Source organism: Paenibacillus pinisoli, from assembly GCF_003605435.1.
In the GTDB taxonomy this organism is placed as follows: Bacteria; Bacillota; Bacilli; order Paenibacillales; family Paenibacillaceae; genus Pristimantibacillus; species Pristimantibacillus pinisoli.
The window spans coordinates 280,598-300,778 of sequence record NZ_QXQB01000001.1 but is presented as its reverse complement, the minus strand read 5'-3'; the positions used below and the strand labels follow the sequence as shown (position 1 = coordinate 300,778).

14 protein-coding genes are annotated in these 20,181 nt (G+C 56.8%); 13 read left to right on the top strand and 1 reads right to left on the bottom strand.

The window, feature by feature from the left end:
- Positions 1-44: 44 nt before the first annotated feature.
- The 7 genes from D3P09_RS01385 (at position 45) to add (ending at position 10,568) form a co-directional block, all read left to right on the top strand.
- Complete coding sequence (locus D3P09_RS01385; RefSeq protein WP_133304959.1) at positions 45-1,817, top strand: hypothetical protein; 1,773 nt, start codon at positions 45-47, stop codon at positions 1,815-1,817.
- Between the two features lie 74 nt (positions 1,818-1,891).
- Positions 1,892-2,881, top strand: a complete 990-nt coding sequence (locus D3P09_RS01380; protein WP_120106531.1) for an AAA family ATPase — start codon at positions 1,892-1,894, stop codon at positions 2,879-2,881.
- On the top strand, positions 2,878-3,915 hold the full coding sequence (locus D3P09_RS01375) for a DUF58 domain-containing protein (protein WP_120106529.1): 1,038 nt from the start codon (positions 2,878-2,880) through the stop codon (positions 3,913-3,915). Before D3P09_RS01380 ends, D3P09_RS01375 begins: the two co-directional genes overlap by 4 nt.
- 84 nt (positions 3,916-3,999) lie before the next feature.
- Complete coding sequence (locus D3P09_RS01370) at positions 4,000-5,967, top strand: vWA domain-containing protein (RefSeq protein ID WP_120106528.1); 1,968 nt, start codon at positions 4,000-4,002, stop codon at positions 5,965-5,967.
- On the top strand, positions 5,957-8,914 hold the full coding sequence (locus D3P09_RS01365) for a VWA domain-containing protein (RefSeq protein WP_243643940.1): 2,958 nt from the start codon (positions 5,957-5,959) through the stop codon (positions 8,912-8,914). Before D3P09_RS01370 ends, D3P09_RS01365 begins: the two co-directional genes overlap by 11 nt.
- 83 nt (positions 8,915-8,997) lie before the next feature.
- Positions 8,998-9,309, top strand: coding sequence for a rhodanese-like domain-containing protein (locus D3P09_RS01360; protein ID WP_120106524.1), 312 nt, complete (start codon positions 8,998-9,000; stop codon positions 9,307-9,309).
- Between the two features lie 224 nt (positions 9,310-9,533).
- Positions 9,534-10,568 (top strand): adenosine deaminase, encoded by a 1,035-nt coding sequence (gene add, locus D3P09_RS01355; protein WP_120106518.1) that lies wholly within the window; start codon positions 9,534-9,536, stop codon positions 10,566-10,568.
- Here the strand turns inward: add and D3P09_RS01350 are convergent.
- Positions 10,561-12,207: a PucR family transcriptional regulator gene (locus D3P09_RS01350; RefSeq protein ID WP_120106516.1), complete on the bottom strand. Its 1,647-nt coding sequence runs from the start codon at positions 12,205-12,207 to the stop codon at positions 10,561-10,563. The genes add and D3P09_RS01350 overlap by 8 nt on opposite strands.
- Positions 12,208-12,459: 252 nt before the next feature.
- On the opposite strand from D3P09_RS01350, the gene D3P09_RS01345 reads away from it, so the two are divergent.
- From D3P09_RS01345 to D3P09_RS01315, 6 genes are all read left to right on the top strand, one after another.
- Positions 12,460-13,653 carry an aminotransferase class V-fold PLP-dependent enzyme gene (locus D3P09_RS01345; protein ID WP_120106514.1) on the top strand — a complete coding sequence of 398 codons (1,194 nt, stop codon included), beginning with the start codon at positions 12,460-12,462 and terminating at the stop codon, positions 13,651-13,653.
- Positions 13,643-14,155: a 2-oxo-4-hydroxy-4-carboxy-5-ureidoimidazoline decarboxylase gene (uraD, locus tag D3P09_RS01340; RefSeq protein WP_120106512.1), complete on the top strand. Its 513-nt coding sequence runs from the start codon at positions 13,643-13,645 to the stop codon at positions 14,153-14,155. The genes D3P09_RS01345 and uraD overlap by 11 nt, the downstream gene beginning before the upstream one ends.
- 102 nt (positions 14,156-14,257) lie before the next feature.
- Positions 14,258-15,154, top strand: coding sequence for an FAD binding domain-containing protein (locus D3P09_RS01335; protein WP_243643939.1), 897 nt, complete (start codon positions 14,258-14,260; stop codon positions 15,152-15,154).
- Positions 15,155-15,575: 421 nt separating this feature from the next.
- The gene (locus D3P09_RS01325; RefSeq protein ID WP_120106506.1) at positions 15,576-16,895 is read left to right on the top strand and encodes a deoxyguanosinetriphosphate triphosphohydrolase family protein; all 1,320 of its coding nucleotides are present in this window, start codon (positions 15,576-15,578) and stop codon (positions 16,893-16,895) included.
- A gap of 122 nt (positions 16,896-17,017) precedes the next feature.
- A complete protein-coding gene (locus D3P09_RS01320; RefSeq protein ID WP_165867275.1) occupies positions 17,018-19,267 on the top strand; it encodes a heavy metal translocating P-type ATPase in 2,250 nt (749 codons plus the stop codon).
- Positions 19,267-19,953, top strand: a complete 687-nt coding sequence (locus D3P09_RS01315) for a sulfite exporter TauE/SafE family protein (RefSeq protein WP_120106502.1) — start codon at positions 19,267-19,269, stop codon at positions 19,951-19,953. The genes D3P09_RS01320 and D3P09_RS01315 overlap by 1 nt, the downstream gene beginning before the upstream one ends.
- Positions 19,954-20,181 lie beyond the last annotated feature (228 nt).

Sequence of the window (20,181 nt, the reverse complement as noted above, 5' to 3'; positions counted from 1 at the left end):
CCAGTGCGGAAAGGAGAGGAATGGAGATGGAGGAGAAGTCCTTGATGGAACAGATAAAGCCCGTTCGCAGACGATTGACATGGTTCAAGCTGCGGCGCATGGTCCTGTATGGCATGCTTGCGGGCAGCATGGCGGGCGTGCTCGTGCTGGCCGCTGCGAGATTGTGGCCGCTTCTTCATGCTGTTATCCTTAGCCTCTCCTTTGTGATAGCCGGCATTATCGGAGGCGTCTGGTTCGGAGTATGGAGGAGAGCTTCGGATAAGGAAGCGGCAAGGGAGATGGACAAATCCGCTACGGAGGATGCCATCGTGACAGCGCTGGACGGACTGAAGCGTTATGAGAAGCAGGTGGAGCCCCCCATTGTCAGGCTTCAGCGCGAGGAAGCGTCAGCGGCTGCCGAACGGTATGTCTCAGAACTCAAACATCGATTGCCGTGGCCGTCATGGCGTACGGTCCGGCCTGTATTAATCGGGCTTGCGGCGGTGTGGGCGGGGATTGTCTTGCTGTTGCTCATTCCGAATCCGCTGCATCAATTAGCCAAAGCACAAGCAGAGATACAATCCTCGGTTGCCGAGCTGGAACAGGAAGTACAGGGGATGAAGGAAGAGCTGGAGAAGGCGGAGCTGCCGCAAGGCGCGAAGGAAGAATTGCTGCAGCCGCTAGATGAGCTTCGCAAGGAGCTGGCTTCCGGCGGCATGAAGCCTGCCGAGGCGCTGGAGAAGCTGGCTCAAGCGATAGAAGAGCTGGAGCGGGCGGCGGAAGCGGCTAAGGAAGCCCTTCAGCGGCTGGACGCTGTTGCGGAAGCAATGAGCGGACAGCCGCAGCTGAGACCGCTTGGCGCGGCGCTGCAGGACCATGAATCGGCAGCGGTGAAAGCGGCGCTGGATGATATTCGCTCCGGCCTGAAGCAGCTTTCTCCTGCCGAGCGGGAGCAATTGGCCCAAGCGCTGGAGCAGCTTGCCGCTCAACTGGCACAAGAGCAGAATGGCAACGCGGATTCATTGACGTCTGCATTCCAAGAGGCGGCAAAGGGGATTCGCGATAACAGCGGATTGGAAAGCGGAGATGCGTTCAGCGGGCTCGAAGAAGAACTAGGCCGAGAGCTGACACAAGGGGAGCTTGAGGGGTTGGCCAGGGCGATGAGCGGGCAGCTTAACCGCAGCGGCGATGCGATTGCCGGCAGCATGCGGAGTCAAGGGGCGGGCAGTTCGATTCCGTCGTCATGGGACGGCGCCTCTTCGAGCGGTGCAGGCCGCGGGAGTCAGGGTTCGTCAGGAGGCCAGCAGGGCTCCGGAAGCAGTCCGGGCAATGACGGGGCAGGCAGCGGTCAGGGAAGCGGCAGCAATCCGGGCAGCGCCAATGGATCAGGCTCCTCCGGCAGCCAAGGTGCAGGAAGCAGCCAAGGTGCAGGCAGCGGAGCAGGGACGGGCAGCGGCCAAGGTGCAGGCAGCGGAGCAGGATCTGGAAGCAGCCAAGGTGCAGGCAGCGGAGCGGGATCGGGAAGCGGCCAAGGGACTGGAGGCGGAGCAGGTTCAGGAAACGGAGCTGGAACGGGGGCCGGCAGCCGGACGCTCGTTACCACTCCCCGCTCGATGGCAGGCTCCGGTGACGTCCATGTGGACGGAGGGCCGTCTACAGGCGGGCAGATTGAGCAAGGCGGCCAATCTCCGATGATCGATGGAATGACCCGCCCGTATGAAGAGGTATATAGCGAATATGCGGCAGAAGCCAAGCAATCGCTTGGCAGGTCGTCGCTGCCGGCAAGCATGCAGGACAAAGTAAAGCAATATTTTGACGAGATTCAGCCTAATCGATAGAGAAGGCAAGCTATAGGCGTGCAGTCAACTATCGATCTGATTGGAAGACAGATTGAGAATCGGAGGAACTTCGCATGATTGAGTCGAAGGAGCAGCTGCAGGCGGCGGTAGAGAAGATTACGGCGTTAAGGCAAGAGATAGCCAAGGTCATTGTCGGCCAGGAGGCAGTGGTCGAGCAATTGGTGTGGAGCTTGCTGGCGGGCGGGCACGCTCTGCTGGAGGGCATTCCGGGGCTGGGCAAGACGATGCTGGTGCGGACTGTGGCGGATACGGTATCGCTGTCGTTTTCCCGCATTCAGTTCACGCCGGATTTGATGCCGTCAGACATTACAGGGACGACGCTCATTGACTTCGGCGCTCAAGGGTCGGCTTCCCAGCGTTTCCAGCCGGGGCCGATTTTCGGCAATCTGGTGCTTGCCGACGAGATAAACCGGGCTACACCGAAGACGCAAAGCGCTTTGCTGGAGGCTATGCAGGAGGGGACAGTTACCGCTGGCGGGACGAGTCATGCGCTGCCTAAGCCGTTTTTTGTGCTGGCAACGCAAAATCCGATCGAGCAGGAGGGAACTTATCCGCTGCCAGAGGCTCAGCTTGACCGTTTCTTGCTCAAGATCGGGGTCACTTACCCGACCAGAGAAGAGCTGAAGCAGATTGTGCTGCGCACAACCTCCATATCCTCCCCGTCGGCTCATTCCGTAATGACGGGAGAGGATTTGTCCGCTTTGCAGCAAGCGGCCAAGGGGTTGCTGGTTGCGGAGGATGTGCTTGACTTGGCCGTTCAGGCTGTCATGATGACGCATCCGTCCGAAGATGACGCTCCGGATGATGTGAAGCGTTATGCGCGATTCGGGGCGGGGCCGAGGGCTCTGCAAGCCTTAATCTCAATCGGCAAAGTACGCGCGTTATGCAGCGGCAGAATGCATGTATCATGGCAGGATTTGCGGGCGGCCGCTCTGCCGGTGCTGCGGCACCGCATTGTACTGACGTATGAAGCGCAGGCGCTTGGAGTAACTTCGGACAGGCTGGCGGAGTCCATACTGCAATCGATTGAGGCCAAGCGGTGAGCCGGGAAGCATTGCAAGGCCAGATGTCAGGCGCAGGGAATGGCTCCATGTCGTCCGAAGAGGCGTTTAAGCTATTATTTCCTGACCCCGGCTTGCTGGCTGAAGTCGAGCGGCTCCGCCTTGCTGGAGGCAACCGGCGAAGGGGAACAATGGCTGGCAAGCGGCGGTCGTCGGTGCTGGGCGGATCGCAAGAATTCGCGGATTACCGTCCCTATGTTCCGGGTGACGATATCAGGCGGCTGGATTGGAACGTCTATGGGCGTACAGGACGCGCCTATATTCGTCAATATTGGGATGAGCAGGAGCTCCATGCCGCTATGTATGTAGATGTCTCGCCTTCGATGTCGTTCTCGGGCGGAGCGCCGTACACGAAGCTTCAATATGCTTTGAGGCTGGCTTCGCTTATTTCTTATGCGGCTCTCTCCGGCGAGGACAAGGTAGAGGTTCGTTTGTTCAATCAAAGCCGGATTATCGGCAGTTTGCCTGCGATGCATGGAAGAGCCTCGTTCATGAAGCTGTACCGGTTCATGGCTGAGCGCTATCACGAGAGCGGGCGCCCGCCAGACGAGGTGCAAGCGGCAGAGAGAGTGGATCAATTCTTGGAGATGGGCGCTTCGGCACCGGTATCGGATTTATCGCTTCCTTTCAGGTTGCCTGGAGCGCTTCCGAGATGCTCCGGCTTCTCATGGCTGTTCACGGACGCCATGTTCGAGAGAGGAATAGAAGAGACATTGCTGACGCTTGCGGCTGCCGGCCAAGGGGTGGTGCTGGTCCAGCTTCTATCGCCGGAAGAGCTTCGTCCTGCATGGACCGGCGAGCTGAATCTGATTGACAGCGAGCTTGCGACGGGCAAGGAGGTGGCGGTGTCGGAGAGGCTGCTGAAGCAGTACCGGGAAGAAGTCGCCCATTATCGGGAAAGGCTGCGCATGATCTGCTCCGAACGCGGAGCGGAATATGCATTCGTCGATACCGGCAGGCCCGTGCAGGATGCTATCCGGGAGTTGGCAGCTGCGCCAGGCATATTAACCCGTTAGGCAGCGTCCTCGATTCAGCGGCACGCAATCAAGCCATGTGCAGGTTGCAGCAAGGGATCATAAACGATAGAAAGGGGGGCCAAGATGCAATTTCTATCTGCAGCATCGGCATGGCTATTCGTGTCTCTGTTAGCCATTGCCGCTATGTACATATTGAAAAAAAAATATCGGGATACCGAAGTGGCGAGCCATCTGTTATGGCGCCGGATGCTGCAGGAGCAGGAAGCGAACCGCCCATGGCAGCGGCTGCGCAGCCGCTGGCTCCTCCTTCTCCAGCTCTTGGCGGCATCATTGCTTGTGCTTGCCTTAATGGAGCCTGTCGTTATGAAGCCGCACAGCTCTGATGAGCTGGCTGTGCTTGTCTTGGACCGTTCGGTCAGCATGACGGCATTAAGCAGGGATGAGACAGCGTCCAACGGGAAGACCCGATTCGAGCTGGCAGTCGAAGCGGCAAAGGACTGGATGGACAGCCAGCCTGGCGGCCGGCCGATTCGTGTCATTGCAACCGGCGATGTTCCGGTTGAGATAGCAGCCTCGGCGGGCAATCGGCAAGAGCTTTACCGGGCGCTGGATGAACTGATGCCGTATTACGGGCGGACGGACCATACCGCAGCCCTCTCGCTTGCCGATTCCCTGCATCATGGCCGAAGCGGCGGCGTTACCATTGTATTCACAGACGGCAAGTGGAGGGATGCAGAAGAAGCGAACGGATTACAGCTTTATCACCCCCTGCAAATCAAGCGTGTCGGCCTCGATTCCGATACCCATAACGGTTCCATTCTGCACTTCAGCCTTCGCCCCGATGCGGCCCGGCCCGGCTATCATCAAGCCGCTGTGACGGTGCGCAATGACAGCGACAAGGCAAGAGAATATACCGTAGAAATCTACTCTGTACTGGGGGACCGTCCGCTTGAGCAATCGGCCTCGCGCAATATCGTTATTGCACCGGGAGAATGGGGGAGCGCCGAGTTGTCCGGTCTTGCCCCTGCTGCGTATTACAAGGCACGGCTGCTCCCGCTGAACGACAGCGTTCGCACGGATAACACCGCTTATGGATTTCCGGTTATCCAGCGCAGCAGCCAAGCGCTCGTCGTCTCAAAAGAGGGGAACCTGTTTTTGGAGAAAGCGCTCCTCCTCTCGGGAGTAGTCCCCGTCAAATCGAGTCCCGATTCCGTTCCGCCAAGCGGCGAGCAAGCGGAAGGGATTGACTGGATTGTGGCGGACGGAACTTACGAGCAGCTCCAGAAGGATGAAGCGTGGTCTGCGTTGCTGAAGAACAAGCCGCTCTGGCTTATTGACCATCCGGAGAATGACGGGAGCTCGAGTGTCCCTGCCGGCACAACCGTTCAAACACAAGAGCATCCTGTAACCTCTTATATGACATTCTCGGATACGCATATCGGGCGCATGCATAAGCTTGGTCAGACGGATGGAGATTGGGGCGAGGCTGTGCTCACCTATGGCGGCGTTCCAGCTATCCTTGCGGGAAATGTTGACGGCAAGCCGCGGCTTCGGTATACATTTAAGCTCCAAGATACAGATTTGCCGCTTCGCCCCGAGTTTCCCGTTCTTGTCTTCCAATCAGCGGAGTGGATGAGCGGCGGGACGCAGGGAGAGCTTGGAACAGCTGTCGCGGGCGACAAGCTTGACCTCTCTTTCCATGCGGAAGCCGAGTATGCAGAATGGGAGACGGTAGAATTGGCTGGGGCGGGAATCGGGCAGGAGCAGCGGATGAAGGAGCGGATGCCCGCTGCCGGCGCAAGCGGCGCGATCGAAGCGCCTGAGATACCGGGACTGTATCGCTTGCAGGAGCACGGGAAGTCCGGCGAACTGCTTGCAAGCCGGTATCTGGCCGTTACAGCGCATCCGGATGAGCTTCAGCCTGCTGCCGAGCTTCGCTTGATGGGCATCGATCAAGAGGATCAGACCGGCTCAGGGGAGGCTGGCGAGCTGCCTGCCGCTCCGAGTCCGTTGTTGTCTTGGGCTGTTGTACTTATTTTGGTTGTCTTGCTGGCGGAATGGGAGGTGTATCGACGTGGGCATGCAAGCTGATTTCCCGTGGATGTATACTCTGATTATCCCTTGGCTGGCTTATATCTTCTGGATGTACCGGCATACGCCGCGGCTTCGGGGAGGCCGCAAGCATGCTGCGATGGGGGTTCGATCCCTCGTCCTGCTGCTGCTCATTGCGCTGCTGGCCGGCATTCATCCATATCGGACTGTCGATCAGAGGCATGTCGTTTTTGTGGCGGATCGTTCTGCCAGCATGAATCATGATGCCCTTATCGGCTCCTGGATTGCGGAGGGGTGGAGCGGCAAGGCGGAGCGGGATACAGGCGCCATTGTCTCTGCCGGCTTGCAAGCTGTTGCAGACCGTGCCCGTTCATCCGAACGGCTGCCCGGCGGTACGGCCTACACCTTCCGCACAGCGCTGAATGACCGGCATACCGATTTGGCGAGAGGCCTGCAGATGGGCGCGTCGCTGCTTGGCAGGGAAGGAGGGCGAATCATTCTCCTATCGGACGGCGAGCAAAATGCGGGAGATGCGCTGAGGCAAGCCAGGCTGCTGAAAGAAGCCGGCATCCAGGTGGATACGGTCTTTATGGCGTCCGGACATCAGCGTGATGCGGCAATAAATGAGCTGGTGGTGCCGGTATCCGTCAAGCAGGGCGAAACCTTCAGCTTGCAGCTTGCGGTACAAAGCACCTTTGAAGGTGAAGCCGAGATACGGCTATACGAGGACGATAGGGAGATGTCCGTCTCCTCCGTTCAACTTGAGCGGGGTGAGAATCGGTTCTCCATGCAAGGGACGGCGCTGAAGCCGGGCTTTCACCGTTACCGGGCGGAAATTCACGCCTCTGGCGATGAGCAGTCCGCCAACAATGCGGCTTATGCATTCAGCCGTGTTAGCGGTCCGCCTGCGGTTCTGGTCGTGGAAGGGAAGCCGGGCTCCTCCGGCAACATTGAAGAAGCGCTAGCCGCCTCGATGATTGGATATGAGACGATTGCACCAGAGCAGCTTTCATTGGAGCTGGCGCAATATGCGAGCTATGACAGCATCATCCTGCATAATGTGCCGGCCACGCGAATTGCCGAAAAGCCGATGGAATGGATTAGCCGCGCAGCAGGCGATTATGGCGTCGGGCTAATGATGCTGGGCGGTGAGGAGAGCTTCGGCCTCGGCGGTTACTTTCATACGCCAATCGAGCGGGCGCTGCCCGTCTACATGGATTTGCAAGGCAGGAAAGAGATTCCCTCGCTTGGACTTGTACTGGTGATCGATCGTTCTGGCAGTATGATGGACGGCAAGCTGGAGCTTGCAAAGGAAGCTGCTATCCGGACAGTAGAGCTGCTGCGCGATCAGGATCAGGTCGGGGTTATCGCTTTTGATTCGGGGCCGGAATGGATCGTCGAGCCGACTGCCCTGTCTGACCGGGATGAGGTGATCTCCAAGATCCTGAGCATTCAAGCCGATGGCGGCACGGAGATCTATTCGGCGCTTGCGGCAGGCTACGAGGGACTTCTGAATACAGATGCGCAGCGGAAGCATATGATTCTGCTTACAGATGGACAATCCGCAGACTCAGGAGCTTATGAAGCGCTGACTGGCGGCATGAACGAGCATGGAATGACCTTGTCAACTGTCGCCATCGGCGACGGCGCGGACCAAGCGCTTCTGGAATGGCTGGCGGACAAAGGCAAGGGGCGATATTACTTTACCAATGATCAAAGCACGATTCCGGCTATCTTCAGCCGAGAGACTGTCCTTATGTCAAGGACTTATGTTGTCGAGGGCGAGATGACCCCGACCGCCGGCCAAGCCGGGGATTGGGGGCGTCTATGGCAAAGCGGCTTGCCCCAGCTTCGCGCCTATATCGCTACGACACCCAAGGAGCTGGCGGAAGTGGCGCTATGGTCGCATGAGGGCGATCCCATACTGTCCCGATGGACATACGGCGCCGGGCGTACGGTAGCTTGGACGAGCGATATGACCGGCAAATGGGCGCCGGATTGGGTAACTTGGGAGAGGCTGCCCCAGGTGCTGTCCGAATGGGTCAAATGGACATTCCCGCAATTCGACAGCTCTCCTTATCGTGCGCGGACAGAGATGGGCGGGGGAGCCGCAAAGCTCATTGTGGAATCGACTGGGGGAGCGGATGCGATGCCGGAAGGCGGTCTCGCCGTCAGCCTGGAAGGGGAGAACGGCGAGCAGGAGGTCAAGCGGCTGATTCCGGTCTCGCCGGGGCGTTATGAGGCGGCATTGCCGCAGCTTGCTCCGGGCGCTTATTTGTCCTATATCGGAGGTTACGAAGCCGAGGAAGGAGGAGGAGCATCCGTATCAGGCGGCGTTACAACGGGTCTTGTTGTACCGTATGCTGCGGAATACCGGATTAGCAATCAGGAAGGGGAAGAACTGCTTGCGAATATATCCGCTCTTACCGGGGGGCGGACACTTGCAATGGAGGACGCGGCTGAAAGCTACCGTTTTGAGCCGACGCCGTATAAGAAGCCATATGACTGGTCTCGGGAGCTGCTGCTGCTCGTTCTCCTGCTTTGGCTGGCCGACATAGCCATTCGGAGATTATCCGTTCCTTGGGCGCGCATCCGGTATGGGCTGTTCGCTCCAATGAAAAGAATCTATTCTTCCGGCCCCAAAACAGACGTGTCAGATGTCCCGGACGGGCCGATCCGCCGGTTGAAGCAGCGGGCGAGTGAACGAAGCCGTTTCTACGATCAGAGGAGACCGGACGAAGCGCCGCCGAACAAAGAGGAGGCGGCCCATATGAACCGCAGCGGGACGGCACCCATGCCGCTTAGCGCCAGCGAAGGGGCCAAGCCGCCGCAGACTGCCCGCCGATTATCGGCTGAACGCAGTGAAGCAGATGACCAGACGGCTAGGGAAGTGGAGCCCGCAAGCGCGGAACCTGCGTCCGGACAAGGCTCGTCTCAAGAGAGGATTAACAGATTGCTGGCAGCCAAGCAGAAAAACAAGCGTTAGCCAATGGTTGTCATGGACATTCGTACTCGTACACGATACAATGCTTTCGAACGGATGATTACGATTTGAAGGGTGATGAATAGATGTATCGCGAAATTTCGACCTCCGAGCTGCTGGAGCAGCTACAAGCCGGAGGGAAGCTAAATTTGATCGACGTGCGTGAGCCGGAAGAATGGGAAGAAGGCCATATCGCGCAAGCAAGGCTGATTCCGCTGTCCGAATTTCAAGCCCGCGCGCATGAGGTTCATGATGTGGAAGGCGACGTCGTGTTTATTTGCCGCAGCGGCGGCAGAAGCGGCCGGGTATGCGAGCATTTGAGCCTCCAGGGCTTTGAGGTGACAAACGTGGCGGGCGGCATGCTGGCTTGGAACGGCGATGTTGTGACGGGAAAATAAGAATACTGATAACCGGGAGAAGGCGAGCATGCCTTACTCCCGTTTTTTTGAGTTTATGAAAGGCGCCGCAAGTCCAAAATAAGGATGTAATGGTTAAATGTTAATTTTGTTTACATAAGCCTTGCTAGCGGTTTATAGTAAGACTCAGCCCTAAGCGAATATGCAAGAGCATTTAGCGGGGTACTATAGTCTGCTGCGATTGCAGCTTGAAGGAGGTCGCAAGGATGACGAATCGGATGCTTGCCCTGCCCAAAGTAGATCTGCACCTGCATCTGGACGGAAGCGTAAAGCCGGCTTCCCTCATCGACTTTGCGCGAGAGATTGGCGAGCGCCTTCCAACCGAAGAAATTGAGGGGTTGCTTCCTTATATGCAGGTGGAGGGCGAGTGCAAAAGCCTGATTGATTATTTGAATAAATTTAACTTTGTCGGACAGTTTCTTCATACGCCGGCTGCGCTGGAACGCGCAGCCTATGAGGTCGTGGAGCAAGCGTCTGCCCAGCGCTGCATGTATATCGAGGTTCGCTTCGCTCCTCAGCTTCATCGGAAGCTGGGACTGACCGTAGAAGATGCGATACATTACGTCGTGCGGGGATTGATGCAGGGAGAACGGGATTTTGGCGTCATGTCGCGCTGCATCGCCATTTGCCTTCGAGGGCATTCAGAAGAGCTGAACCGCGAGGTGATCCGGGCAGCGTCGCTATTCCTGGGCAAAGGCATTGTTGCGGTTGATCTGGCAGGCGCAGAGGCGGCATTCCCTCCTGAGCTTTACCGGGATATATTCGCAATGGCACGCGAGCGGAGTCTTCCGGTCACCATCCATGCAGGCGAGGCTGCAGGCGCATCAAGCGTTCGTGCAGCTGTGGAGTTGCTTGGAGCCGGCCGGATCGGCCATGGCGTGCGGATGAGAGAAGATGACGCGGTCGTGGAGTTGATCATGCAGAAGCGCATCCCGCTGGAATTGTGTCCGGTCAGCAACCTGCAGACCAAAGCAGTCGATAGTCTCGCGTCATACCCGATACGGGAATACTTTGATTTGGGCATTCCAGTAACCGTGAACACCGACAACTTAACGGTATCCGATACGACGATTACAAAAGAATTCGAGTTGCTTCAAAGCTCGCTGGGCTTCTCTGAAGAAGAGATTGCACGCATTGCGATGAATGGGGCGGAGGCCGCATTCCTTCAAGGCGAGGAGAAGCAAGGGCTGCTTGACCGGTTCGGAGGACAGCTCGCACTCTGGCTGTCGGAGATCAGATAGCCAGCTCGTCCTTAATCATAAGCGCAATGCGGATGCGCAGACTGTCCGCTGAGCTGCGAACCTGCAAGCCGGTCAGCTGTTCGATCCGATTCAATCGATAGAGCACCGTGTTGCGGTGGATGTACAGCCCTTTGGCCGTTTCCCCGATATGGCCATGATTGTCGTAGAATACGCGCAGTGTCTTGCGCCATTCGCGCTGCTCGATCTCATCGATGCCACTCCATGTCTCGAATGTCTCCTGCATAAACTCTTGCAAATCATCGACTGGAATAAGCCTCAGCAGGTCGGCCAATTCTTTTGTATGATAATATTGGACAAACCGCTGCTTGTTGTGGCTTCTACCCAGCCGGTAAGCGTCCAGCGACTGCTTGTAGCCATTCGGAATATCAGTCAGCTTGTTAATAGGTGCGCTAATGCCGTATGACAAGCTGATCTCTTCCCGGCCGGTTAATCGTTCCGAAATCCCCGTCAGCTGCTGTGACAATTTCAGCTTTCCATCCTCTGATGAGCCAAGCAGTTCCTTGGCGGACAGAAGAGCGATACATTTGTCCTTCAAGGTGAACAGCACATACGGCATCCCCAGCCTTCCGAATTCCTTCGCCAAGGAATGATAGAGGTGATCATTTTCTCTCGCTCTCCGTTCAGCCTCCCCATGCTCTTGGCCTATCCCTGCCCCTTCATCGCCATCCCTGCCGCATACGATGCACAGCATGGAATCCGCAGGAAAAAGCCCGTATTGCTTGCCACGATGAATAATTTCCTGCTCCGAGTCCATTTCCCCCTGCACCAGCTCTGTAAAAAACTCGATTTTGAATCTTCTCGCCCTGTCTTTGACCGCTTGTGCCTTAAGCAGCTCGAAGCCGAGCACGTTCGCAGCTTGCTCCAGCGCCAGAGCATGCAGCTTGCGCATTTCCCCTTCATTGGAAAAAGCGATAATATAGCCCGGCCGCTGCGGCGTCGGTATGGGCTGGAGGAAGACATATCTCGCGCCGTCGGATGGCTGCGTCTGATGAATCCGATAGACACCTTGCGTAAGCTGCTGCTTCGCAGCTTGGGCAATCCATCTGTTCAGAAGATGAATATTGGGCTTCACGGTGGAAGACAGGCTGACCAGCTCCAGCTTAGACCCGAGAATAACGATAGGACTGGCAATCAACTGGGCTAGCTTGTCGACAATTTCGGATAGTCCTTCGCCGTTCAAAATGAGGTTGAAAAACGTATGGTGGGTGTCGAGCGCATAGCTGAGCTCTTCCGTCTTGTTCTGAAGAATGCTGCTTAGCGCGCCGTTCAGCACCTCTCCGAGCGAATATTCCAGCGGAAGCTCCAGCAGCGGGAAGCGGAGCCGGTCCGCTTCTTCGATGACGGAAGACGGAATTTCTGTAAGGAAGCGCTTCGTCTTGATTGCAAGTCCAGCGCAGCCTGTACGGGACATATGTGAGATAAGCGCATCGAGCGGTTCGGGATGTTCTTTCACGGCATAGGCTGTAGTTAGAAGCAGCTCATCTGGTTTCAAGGATTTAATGATTTCCGGCGTATCCATCATATTCACCGAGCTCACGCTTCGGTACAGCCCCTCGGCGCCTGCGGCGAGCCGGGCATTTTGCAGAGCCGGAATCTGGAGGAGATCTTTCAGCAGCATGTTTCATCGCCCTCTTTGTGTTAGGTTATATAACATAATATAATGGATTCTATTGCAGAAGTGAATAACTTCTTTTCAATTCGTTGGTCGTTCTGCACGAATAGCCTCTGATTTTCTATGAAATATGAACAATGACAAAAGGTTCCCCGCGTCATATGATAGTTTCAGATGAAGGTTGCGTTATATATAGTGACATCAAAATGGGAGTTTTAATTTGGACACTGAAGAGCCAATCAGCGAGGGGGAGAGAGGATGGATAGTGCCCATGAGTCCGAGCTGCCCGGATGGGAGGTGCAAAATTCGATGACTGTGTTCGGTTGGCAGAGAGCTGCAAGCGGGTATATGGCAAGCTGCTCGGCCCTAAGCAAGGTACATCCTGAGGAAAGTGCGGCCTCAGCCTTGTTCCAGAGGCGGGTCGGCTGGTCACATCCCATAGCGTGCACTGTGGAAGAAGGGATGGAGGCATTGCTGAGGGGCTTGCTCCGTCCAAGCGAGACCGTGTTGGCGTTAGTGAATGGACCTCTTGGCAGGCGCATTGCAGAAGTGTGCGAGCGGCTAGGAGCAGATGTCATCCTGATGGAGCAATGCTGGGGGGATTCCATGGACAGCGGTGATATCGAGCGGGAAATAAGGAGGCGGAAGCCCGCCCTTCTCACTGCCGCTCATGGTGAGTGGGTGACGGGACAATGCCAGCCGCTTGCGCAAATCGGCAAGGTGTGCGAGGAGCTGGATATCCGGTTTGTCGCTGATTGTACGGCGACGCTGGGGCGAATGACGGTCCGGTCGGATGAATGGCATTTGGATGCGGCATTCGGACGGATAGGCACGGATGCTGCTGATACGAAAGGTACTGCTATTGTTTCTTACAACGACCGTATTCTCGCAAAGCTGCTGCATCGTCAATGGGGGAGTTGTCCCTTTCTTCAGCTTTGCGATGAATGGCGAAGCTTTAAGCATTCTCCTGCTTTGTTTGGAGGGAAGCATGCTTTGAATGACAGGACTATTCATCGGTGGATGGATGACCGCCACCGTATGAGGCAGGTAGCGGAAGAGAGACTTCATGCTGAGGCGCTGGAATGCGGCATGCTGGCAATGGGGCTTCTAACAGCAGTAGTTTCTGAAAGCAAGCTTCCGTATGCAGCGTGCGCAGCAGTGCCGGCCGGTGCAGATGGCAAAAGGATATCAGACAGGATTCGAGAGCGGAGCGGAATGAAAATAAATCTGGTACACCATGACTGCAACGGCGATTATTGGTCGGTTGCGGCAACAGGCTGGCAAGCAGACAGAGGACGTGTGCTGGGGCTGCTGGACGCACTGGAAGCTGAGCTGCTGAAGGAAGGAGTTCGCTTGACACGCGGGAGAGCTGTGCAAGCGGCGACGATGAGATATGACAGAGAGCCAAAACGAAGAAAGATGGAAATAGGAGGGATGAGGAATGGGGATTAGGTATGCAAATGGAGGTCACAGTGAAAAAGCGGCATTTGTAGAGCGGTATGGTCATATATTCGAGAGCTCGCCATGGGTTGCGGAGAAGGCGTGGCATCAACGGCCATTCCGGTCACGGCATGAGCTGTTGTCGTCGATGGCCGAGATTGTGATGGAGGCGGACGGCGAATTGCAGATTGACTTGCTGCGGGCGCATCCTGAGCCGGGCGTGAAGCTGCGAATGACGATAGCTTCCGCAGAAGAACAACGAGGTGCCGGGCTGGATCGTTTGGTGCGTGATGAGGCGTATATTTTCCAACGAATGAACGCCATTTACCGGGAGAAGTTTGGATTTCCCTTTATTATGGCTGTCAAAGGGCTGACCGCCGATATGATTGCGGATTCGATGCAGAAGCGGATGATGAATACCGGAGAGCAAGAGAGGCGTCTTGCTTTAATGGAAGTATGCAAGATAGCGGCTTTCCGTCTTGCGCTCGTAGAGGGGGATCAAGCGATTGGCTAGCATGGAGGGAGCGAAGACGCGAGGGGGGATTATGACGCATGTTCTGGGTCGGCTATCGGCCGACTGACCTATAAAGACAGGAAAGAGGGATGCGATGTGGCGATGGAATTGGCGGATTGCAATGAAAGCGGGTTTTCCGGTGTATGGCAGCCTGATAACGTCGAAGAAGCTTGGCGGTTGAAGCGCAGCTTCGGGGAGAGGTCCAGCTATACGGCCGGCGGTACGCTGCTTCGCCGACAGCGGCAGAACGGCATAAGGCCGGAGCCGAAGCATTTGATCAGCCTGCTTGGCATTCCAGAGCTGCATGGCCTTCGTCTGTCGGATGGGGCCGTTAGCATAGGTGCGGGCACTGCGCTGAACGAATGCCGTCAGCATCCGCTGCTCAAGCAGCACGGTGAGCTGCTGGTCACGGCAATCGGTCAGTTCGCGGCGCCATCCGTCCGTCATCTCGACACAATAGGCGTCAATATATCCGGCCTTGGAGATGCGGTGCCGGCGCTTGTGGCGCTGAATGCCCAATTGGTCATTTTTCGCGGGAGGGGCTGGGGCCGCTGTCCGATTCTGGATTGGATACAAGGAAAGGGAGGCGCCCGCGAGCCGGATGACTTGCTCGTAAGAGTGGAGATTCCCGTCGATAGCGAAGGCGATGCGGATCGCGCGCAGGAAGAGCTGTTTGCCTTTTACGAGAAGTCAGAGCTGCGGGCAGCATTCGTGCCGACACTTGTGACTGTTGCGGCGCAAGACAAGACTGCTGAGGATGAACGGATTGCTGAGCAACGAATACCGGCGGAAGGCGCATCGGATTCTTCAGACCGGCTGACATCGGCAGAGCGGAGGACGAATGGATCCACGCTTAGCGATAAGATGCTCGGCTTGATCCATGAAGCGATTAGAGGACATTACAGGGCTGCGGAAGACCTGTTCGCCGATACGAATTATCGGAAGGAGACCACCCGGAATCTGATCTCAGCGCAGCTATGGAAGCTGATGAAGCGATAGTAAGAGCTCACTAGAAGGCAGGCTGAGTCATGCTGAGATATGGGGCTGTGCGGGCCGGAGTCAGAGCGGAATGATATACATGGCGAAGAGGGCTGACAACCGCGACAACAGCGCGGGCACGGCCTTATGCATGCCGGGAGGTTTATGGTATGATATGGTTATGCATTGCCGAAACCGTATTAGAGGAAACTCACCAGGAGCAAGTTCACTTGGGCATACCAGGCGGCCTTAAGCATTTGGATACCTTTTCACGGCAAGATCCCCTATTCAGAACTTCATCATGTATTCCCAAAGCGTCGCGTTGCCTGGACTTGTTCCGGTACGCGCCGCTTTCTTTTCAAATGAAAGGATTTGGCTTCTTGGTACCCAGGACTGCCGCAGTGCATACACATGCAAATCGACTTCAGGACAGGTGATAACAATGAATATACGCAAAATCAGATTCCATGAGCCGGATCATACTCCTTCAAGCGAGGATCGGGACGAATACGAAAAGGACTACGCAAGGCTTATACAATCGCCGGCTTTCCGGCGGCTGCAAGGCAAGTCGCAAGTATTCGGAGCGGGCTCAGGCGACTACTACCGGACAAGGCTGACCCATTCCCTAGAGGTATCCCAGATTGCCAGAGAGGTTGCCCGCAGGCTGGGCAAAACTTATCCGTTCCTGGCTCATAATGAGCATCCCGGATTGAAGCTCGTCCCAGAGGTGGTGGAATGCGCAGCGCTTGCGCATGATCTGGGGCATCCTCCTTTCGGGCACAAGGGCGAGGAGGTGCTGGACCGTATTTTGCGGGAACGCTATGGCGTGCCGTATGAAGGCAATGCGCAAAACTTCCGCATTCTGATGTTTCTGGAGAAGCGCGCAGGCAGCGAGCGCGGATTGGATCTGACAGCCGCCGTCCTGCTTGCGATCAACAAATATCCGTACAATATGGATGAGCCAGGGCGGATGAAGGGCGTCTATCCAATGGAATGGAAGGGCATCGAATATTTGCGCAACCTGTGGGGGATGCCGGCCGGATGCAGTACATTGGAGGCGCAGTTAATGGACCTCTGCGACGATATCGCCTATTCTACGCACGACATTGAAGACGGCATCCGTGCCGGCAAAATCGTCTTGACGGAGGATTTTATCGAAGACGATCATCTGGTGGAAGGCGTGGTTCGTGAAATTTTGGATGACCCTGCCAGCATTGCGGCGGTGCAGTGGGAAAGCACGAATTTGAAGGCGATGGTGCGCCGGGTGCTGGAGAATTACTATCGTGAATGGAAATCCATCTTCGTCCAGTACGGACGGGAGACTTCCCGCACGCGCCGGGAGATGAAAGCGAGATGGGTCAGCAAGTTCGCCAGCGGCGTCGGCATTATCGACGATCCGAAGTCCGGCTGGAAGCGCGTTACGTTCGTAAAGGACGGTGCCGAGGATTTAGAGCTTTTGCGCACGATGGAAATATTGAAAAAGCTTGCCTGGGTGACGCTGATCAAGGATTTCCGGGTCCAGCGGCTTCAGAAGCGCAGCGAGAATATGCTCGTCCGGCTATGGGACAGCCTGGAGCAATACGATACAGGAAGGCTGCTCCTGCCGCCGGATTGGGTGGAAAGCTATGACCGCCAAAAAGGCGAGTGGCCGTGGGAGCGGGTTGTCGCGGATTATATTGCCGGCATGACGGATGCGTACGCCGAGAAAGTATATACCGAGCTGTTCGCCAGCCGATCCGGTTCCATTTACGAACGGGATTAAGAGTAGTTAACTATATATTCCAATCATGCAAACCGCTTTGCGCTCATATAGTGTAAGGCGGCGGTACAGGCCCCGGCGTCGCAGACGTACGGGGTTTTTCGCTGATTGGAGGTTGGATGATCATGGTCAATCCGGAAGAAAGAAGCGTTCATAGCCGGGAGCTGGATTTCACGATACAGGGGATGAGCTGCGCGGCATGCGCAGCCCGAATTGAGAAGACGCTAGGCCGCATGGATGGCGTAAGCGAAGTGGCGGTCAGCTTTCCGCTGCGGACAGCGTGGGTGCAAGTGAGCGGCGGCGTGACGAAGGAGCTGCTCGCGGAGAAGGTGGAGCAGCTTGGCTTCAGCGCCAAGTTGAATGAAAGCGCAAGTGAAGGCTTGCACCGGGAACGGGGATGGCTTCTTATCCGGCTTGTTGCGGCGATCCTGCTGACGCTGCCGCTTATGGCCGGAATGGCGACGCATATGCCGGGACTGCAGCCGGCTACCGAGCTTCTGCCGGAAGTATTGTTTTTGCCATGGCTGCAGCTGGCGCTGGCGACCATGATTCAGTTTGTAATCGGGATGCCGTTTTATTTTGGCGCCTATTATGCCGTTCGGCAGCGGAGCGCCAACATGGATGTGCTGGTGGTCATCGGAACGACTGCGGCTTATTTGTACAGCCACTATGTCGTATTCCGGGACGGCTTGTTCGAGGGAGGGGCGCATGGCTCGCCCCTTTATTTTGAGACATCCGCTGTAGTCATGACGGCAATATTGCTTGGCAAATATATTGAAACATCCGCTTCTCTCAAGGCGCAAAAAGAGTCGCTCGGCATTCATGAGCTGCGGGTGCAATCAGCGCTAGTGGAGCGAGGCGGGGCCATAACCTCCGTGCGAACTGAATATGTGCGCAAAGGGGATGTCGTCCATGTGGGCGAAGGCGAATTTGTGCCCGTAGACGGAACGATTCAGCAGGGTGAGTCGACGCTGGACGAGTCGTTGCTGACTGGCGAGAGCGCAGCCGTCGCGAAGGGGCAGGGAGACGGCGTATGGGCCGGGACCCGCAACGGTGCAGGCAAGCTGACGGTTATAACGGGAGCTGCCGGTCACGATACGCTGCTCAGCCGGATTCAGGAGCTGGTTCATCAGGGCCAGAGAGCGAAGTCATCGCTTCAGTCGCAGGTGGACGCCGTCGCGGGCTGGTTTGTTCCAGCCATGCTGATCACTGCGCTTTTGACTTTGGGGGTATGGGGATTCGTCGTTGATCCGGGCAACTGGAGCAAGGCGGCATTATGCGCGATTGCCGTCTTGCTGGCGGCGTGTCCGTGCGCATTGGGGCTTGCCGCGCCGATCTCGCTTGTCATCGCTTCCGGGCGGCTGGCCAAGCGGGGCATTGTCGCCAAGGAAGCGGGCGCGGTGGAGCGTCTTGCCTCCATTCGTACGCTGGTGCTGGACAAAACAGGCACGCTTACGGAGGGCAAGCCTAAAGTGAGCTTTATCGGTCCGCTTGGGCTGGGCCGCTCATCGCTTCTCCGGCTGGCTGTCGCTCTTGAATCGGAATCTGCGCATCCATTGGCGGATGCCATTCGGGAGGAAGCGGAGCGGATCGGCTTGGTTACGCCAGATGCGGAGCGAATTGTTTATGCGGCTGGGGGCGGGGCGCAGGGATGGGTACGCGGCGATCATGCGGTGATCGGCAATGCCAGGTATGTCAGAAGTCTTGGACTTGAGATTCCGCGGGATGCCAGACGGCAGGCTGCGGAGCGGGAGGCGCAAGGGGAGACGGTCGTATACGTCATGGAGCGTGAAGCGTGCGCAGGTGTTATCGGATTCAGAGACCGCATGAAGGGCGACGCTGTTCAGATGGCGCGCGAGCTGCGCCGCCTCGGCGTTCAGCCCATTGTCGCAACAGGCGATCATGCTGCGCCTGCGAATACGGTGGCCAAAGCGCTTGGCATCAAGGAGGTACATGCCTCTATGCTGCCGGAGAATAAGCTGGAGCTTGTAGAGAAGCTGAAGCGAAGCGGCAAGCGGGTCGCGATGGCCGGCGACGGCTGGAATGATGCGCCTGCGCTTGCGGCTGCCGATGTAGGCATCGCGATGGGGAACGGCACCTATGGCGCGCTGAGCGCCGGGCATATCACGCTAATCTTCTCCAGGCTGCAGGCCATTACAGAGGCGATTCGCCTAAGCCGCCTTACGATTCGGAATATCCGGCAAAATCTCATGTTTGCGTTATGCTATAACGCTGTCATCATTCCATTTGCGGCTATCGGCTATCTTCAGCCATGGATGGCGGGCACTGCAATGGCGCTCAGCTCCGTGTCAGTTGTTGCCAATGCGCTGCGGCTTGGCGCCCGCATGGAGCGGGCTGCGGAGAGGAGCCGTTAATGTCGCTCAGCCTGAATGGAATTGGTCTTATCTTGTTGACAGGGTTGTTCAGTGCGCCTCATTGCATCGGCATGTGCGGCGGCATTGTGTCAGCAGTCTCCTTGCAGTCCGCTGCATCTGCCAGACGTTCAATGCTGCTCTATAACGCTGGAAGAATAGTTTCCTATTCGCTGCTGGGGGCTGCTATGGGGGCAGTCGGCTCCTTCGTCGATGTGGCAGGCAGATTCGCAGGAATCAGAGGACTGGCTTCTATCATTGGCGGATGCTTCGTCTTGTTATGGCTCTGGCGGAGGGTGCAAATTCCGTTCTTGAACCGCTTGTCTGGGAGGCTCCATCAGGAGCTGGCCGCGGGCGCACGTACTTCTGAGCGCAAGGAGACAGCGCATTTGCTGGCAACGGGATTTGCCTTCGGTTTCCTGCCCTGCGGCTTAACTTATGCGATGAGCATGAATGCGGCGGCGACCGGCTCACTGGCGGAAGGAGCGGTAGTGATGGCGCTGTTCGGCCTCGCGACGATGCCTGCACTGGTGTTCGCCGCATCGATTGCCGCCTTCGCCAACAAGCGGTGGCGGCGTTTCATGCGCCGGGCCGGAGTCGTCACGGCCGTCGCCGTTGGGGTAATCTCGATCCTAAGAGGCCTCGCCGCGAACGGAATTATTCCATCCATATCGCCGTGGCTGTGGTAGCTTGCGTTGGGTAATGGTGATGAGTAGGTAGCGGTGTGTGGCATAGTTGGAGGAGCTAATGTGGTAGATTGAGCGATTTAGCGGTGTGTGGCCCCGTTGTAGGAGCTCATTCGGTGAATTGAGCGATATAACGGTGTGTGGTGCTGTTGCAGGAGCTAATTCGTTGGATTGAACGTTTTAACGGTGTGTGTGGCGATGTTGCAGGAGCTAATTTGGTAGATTGAGCAA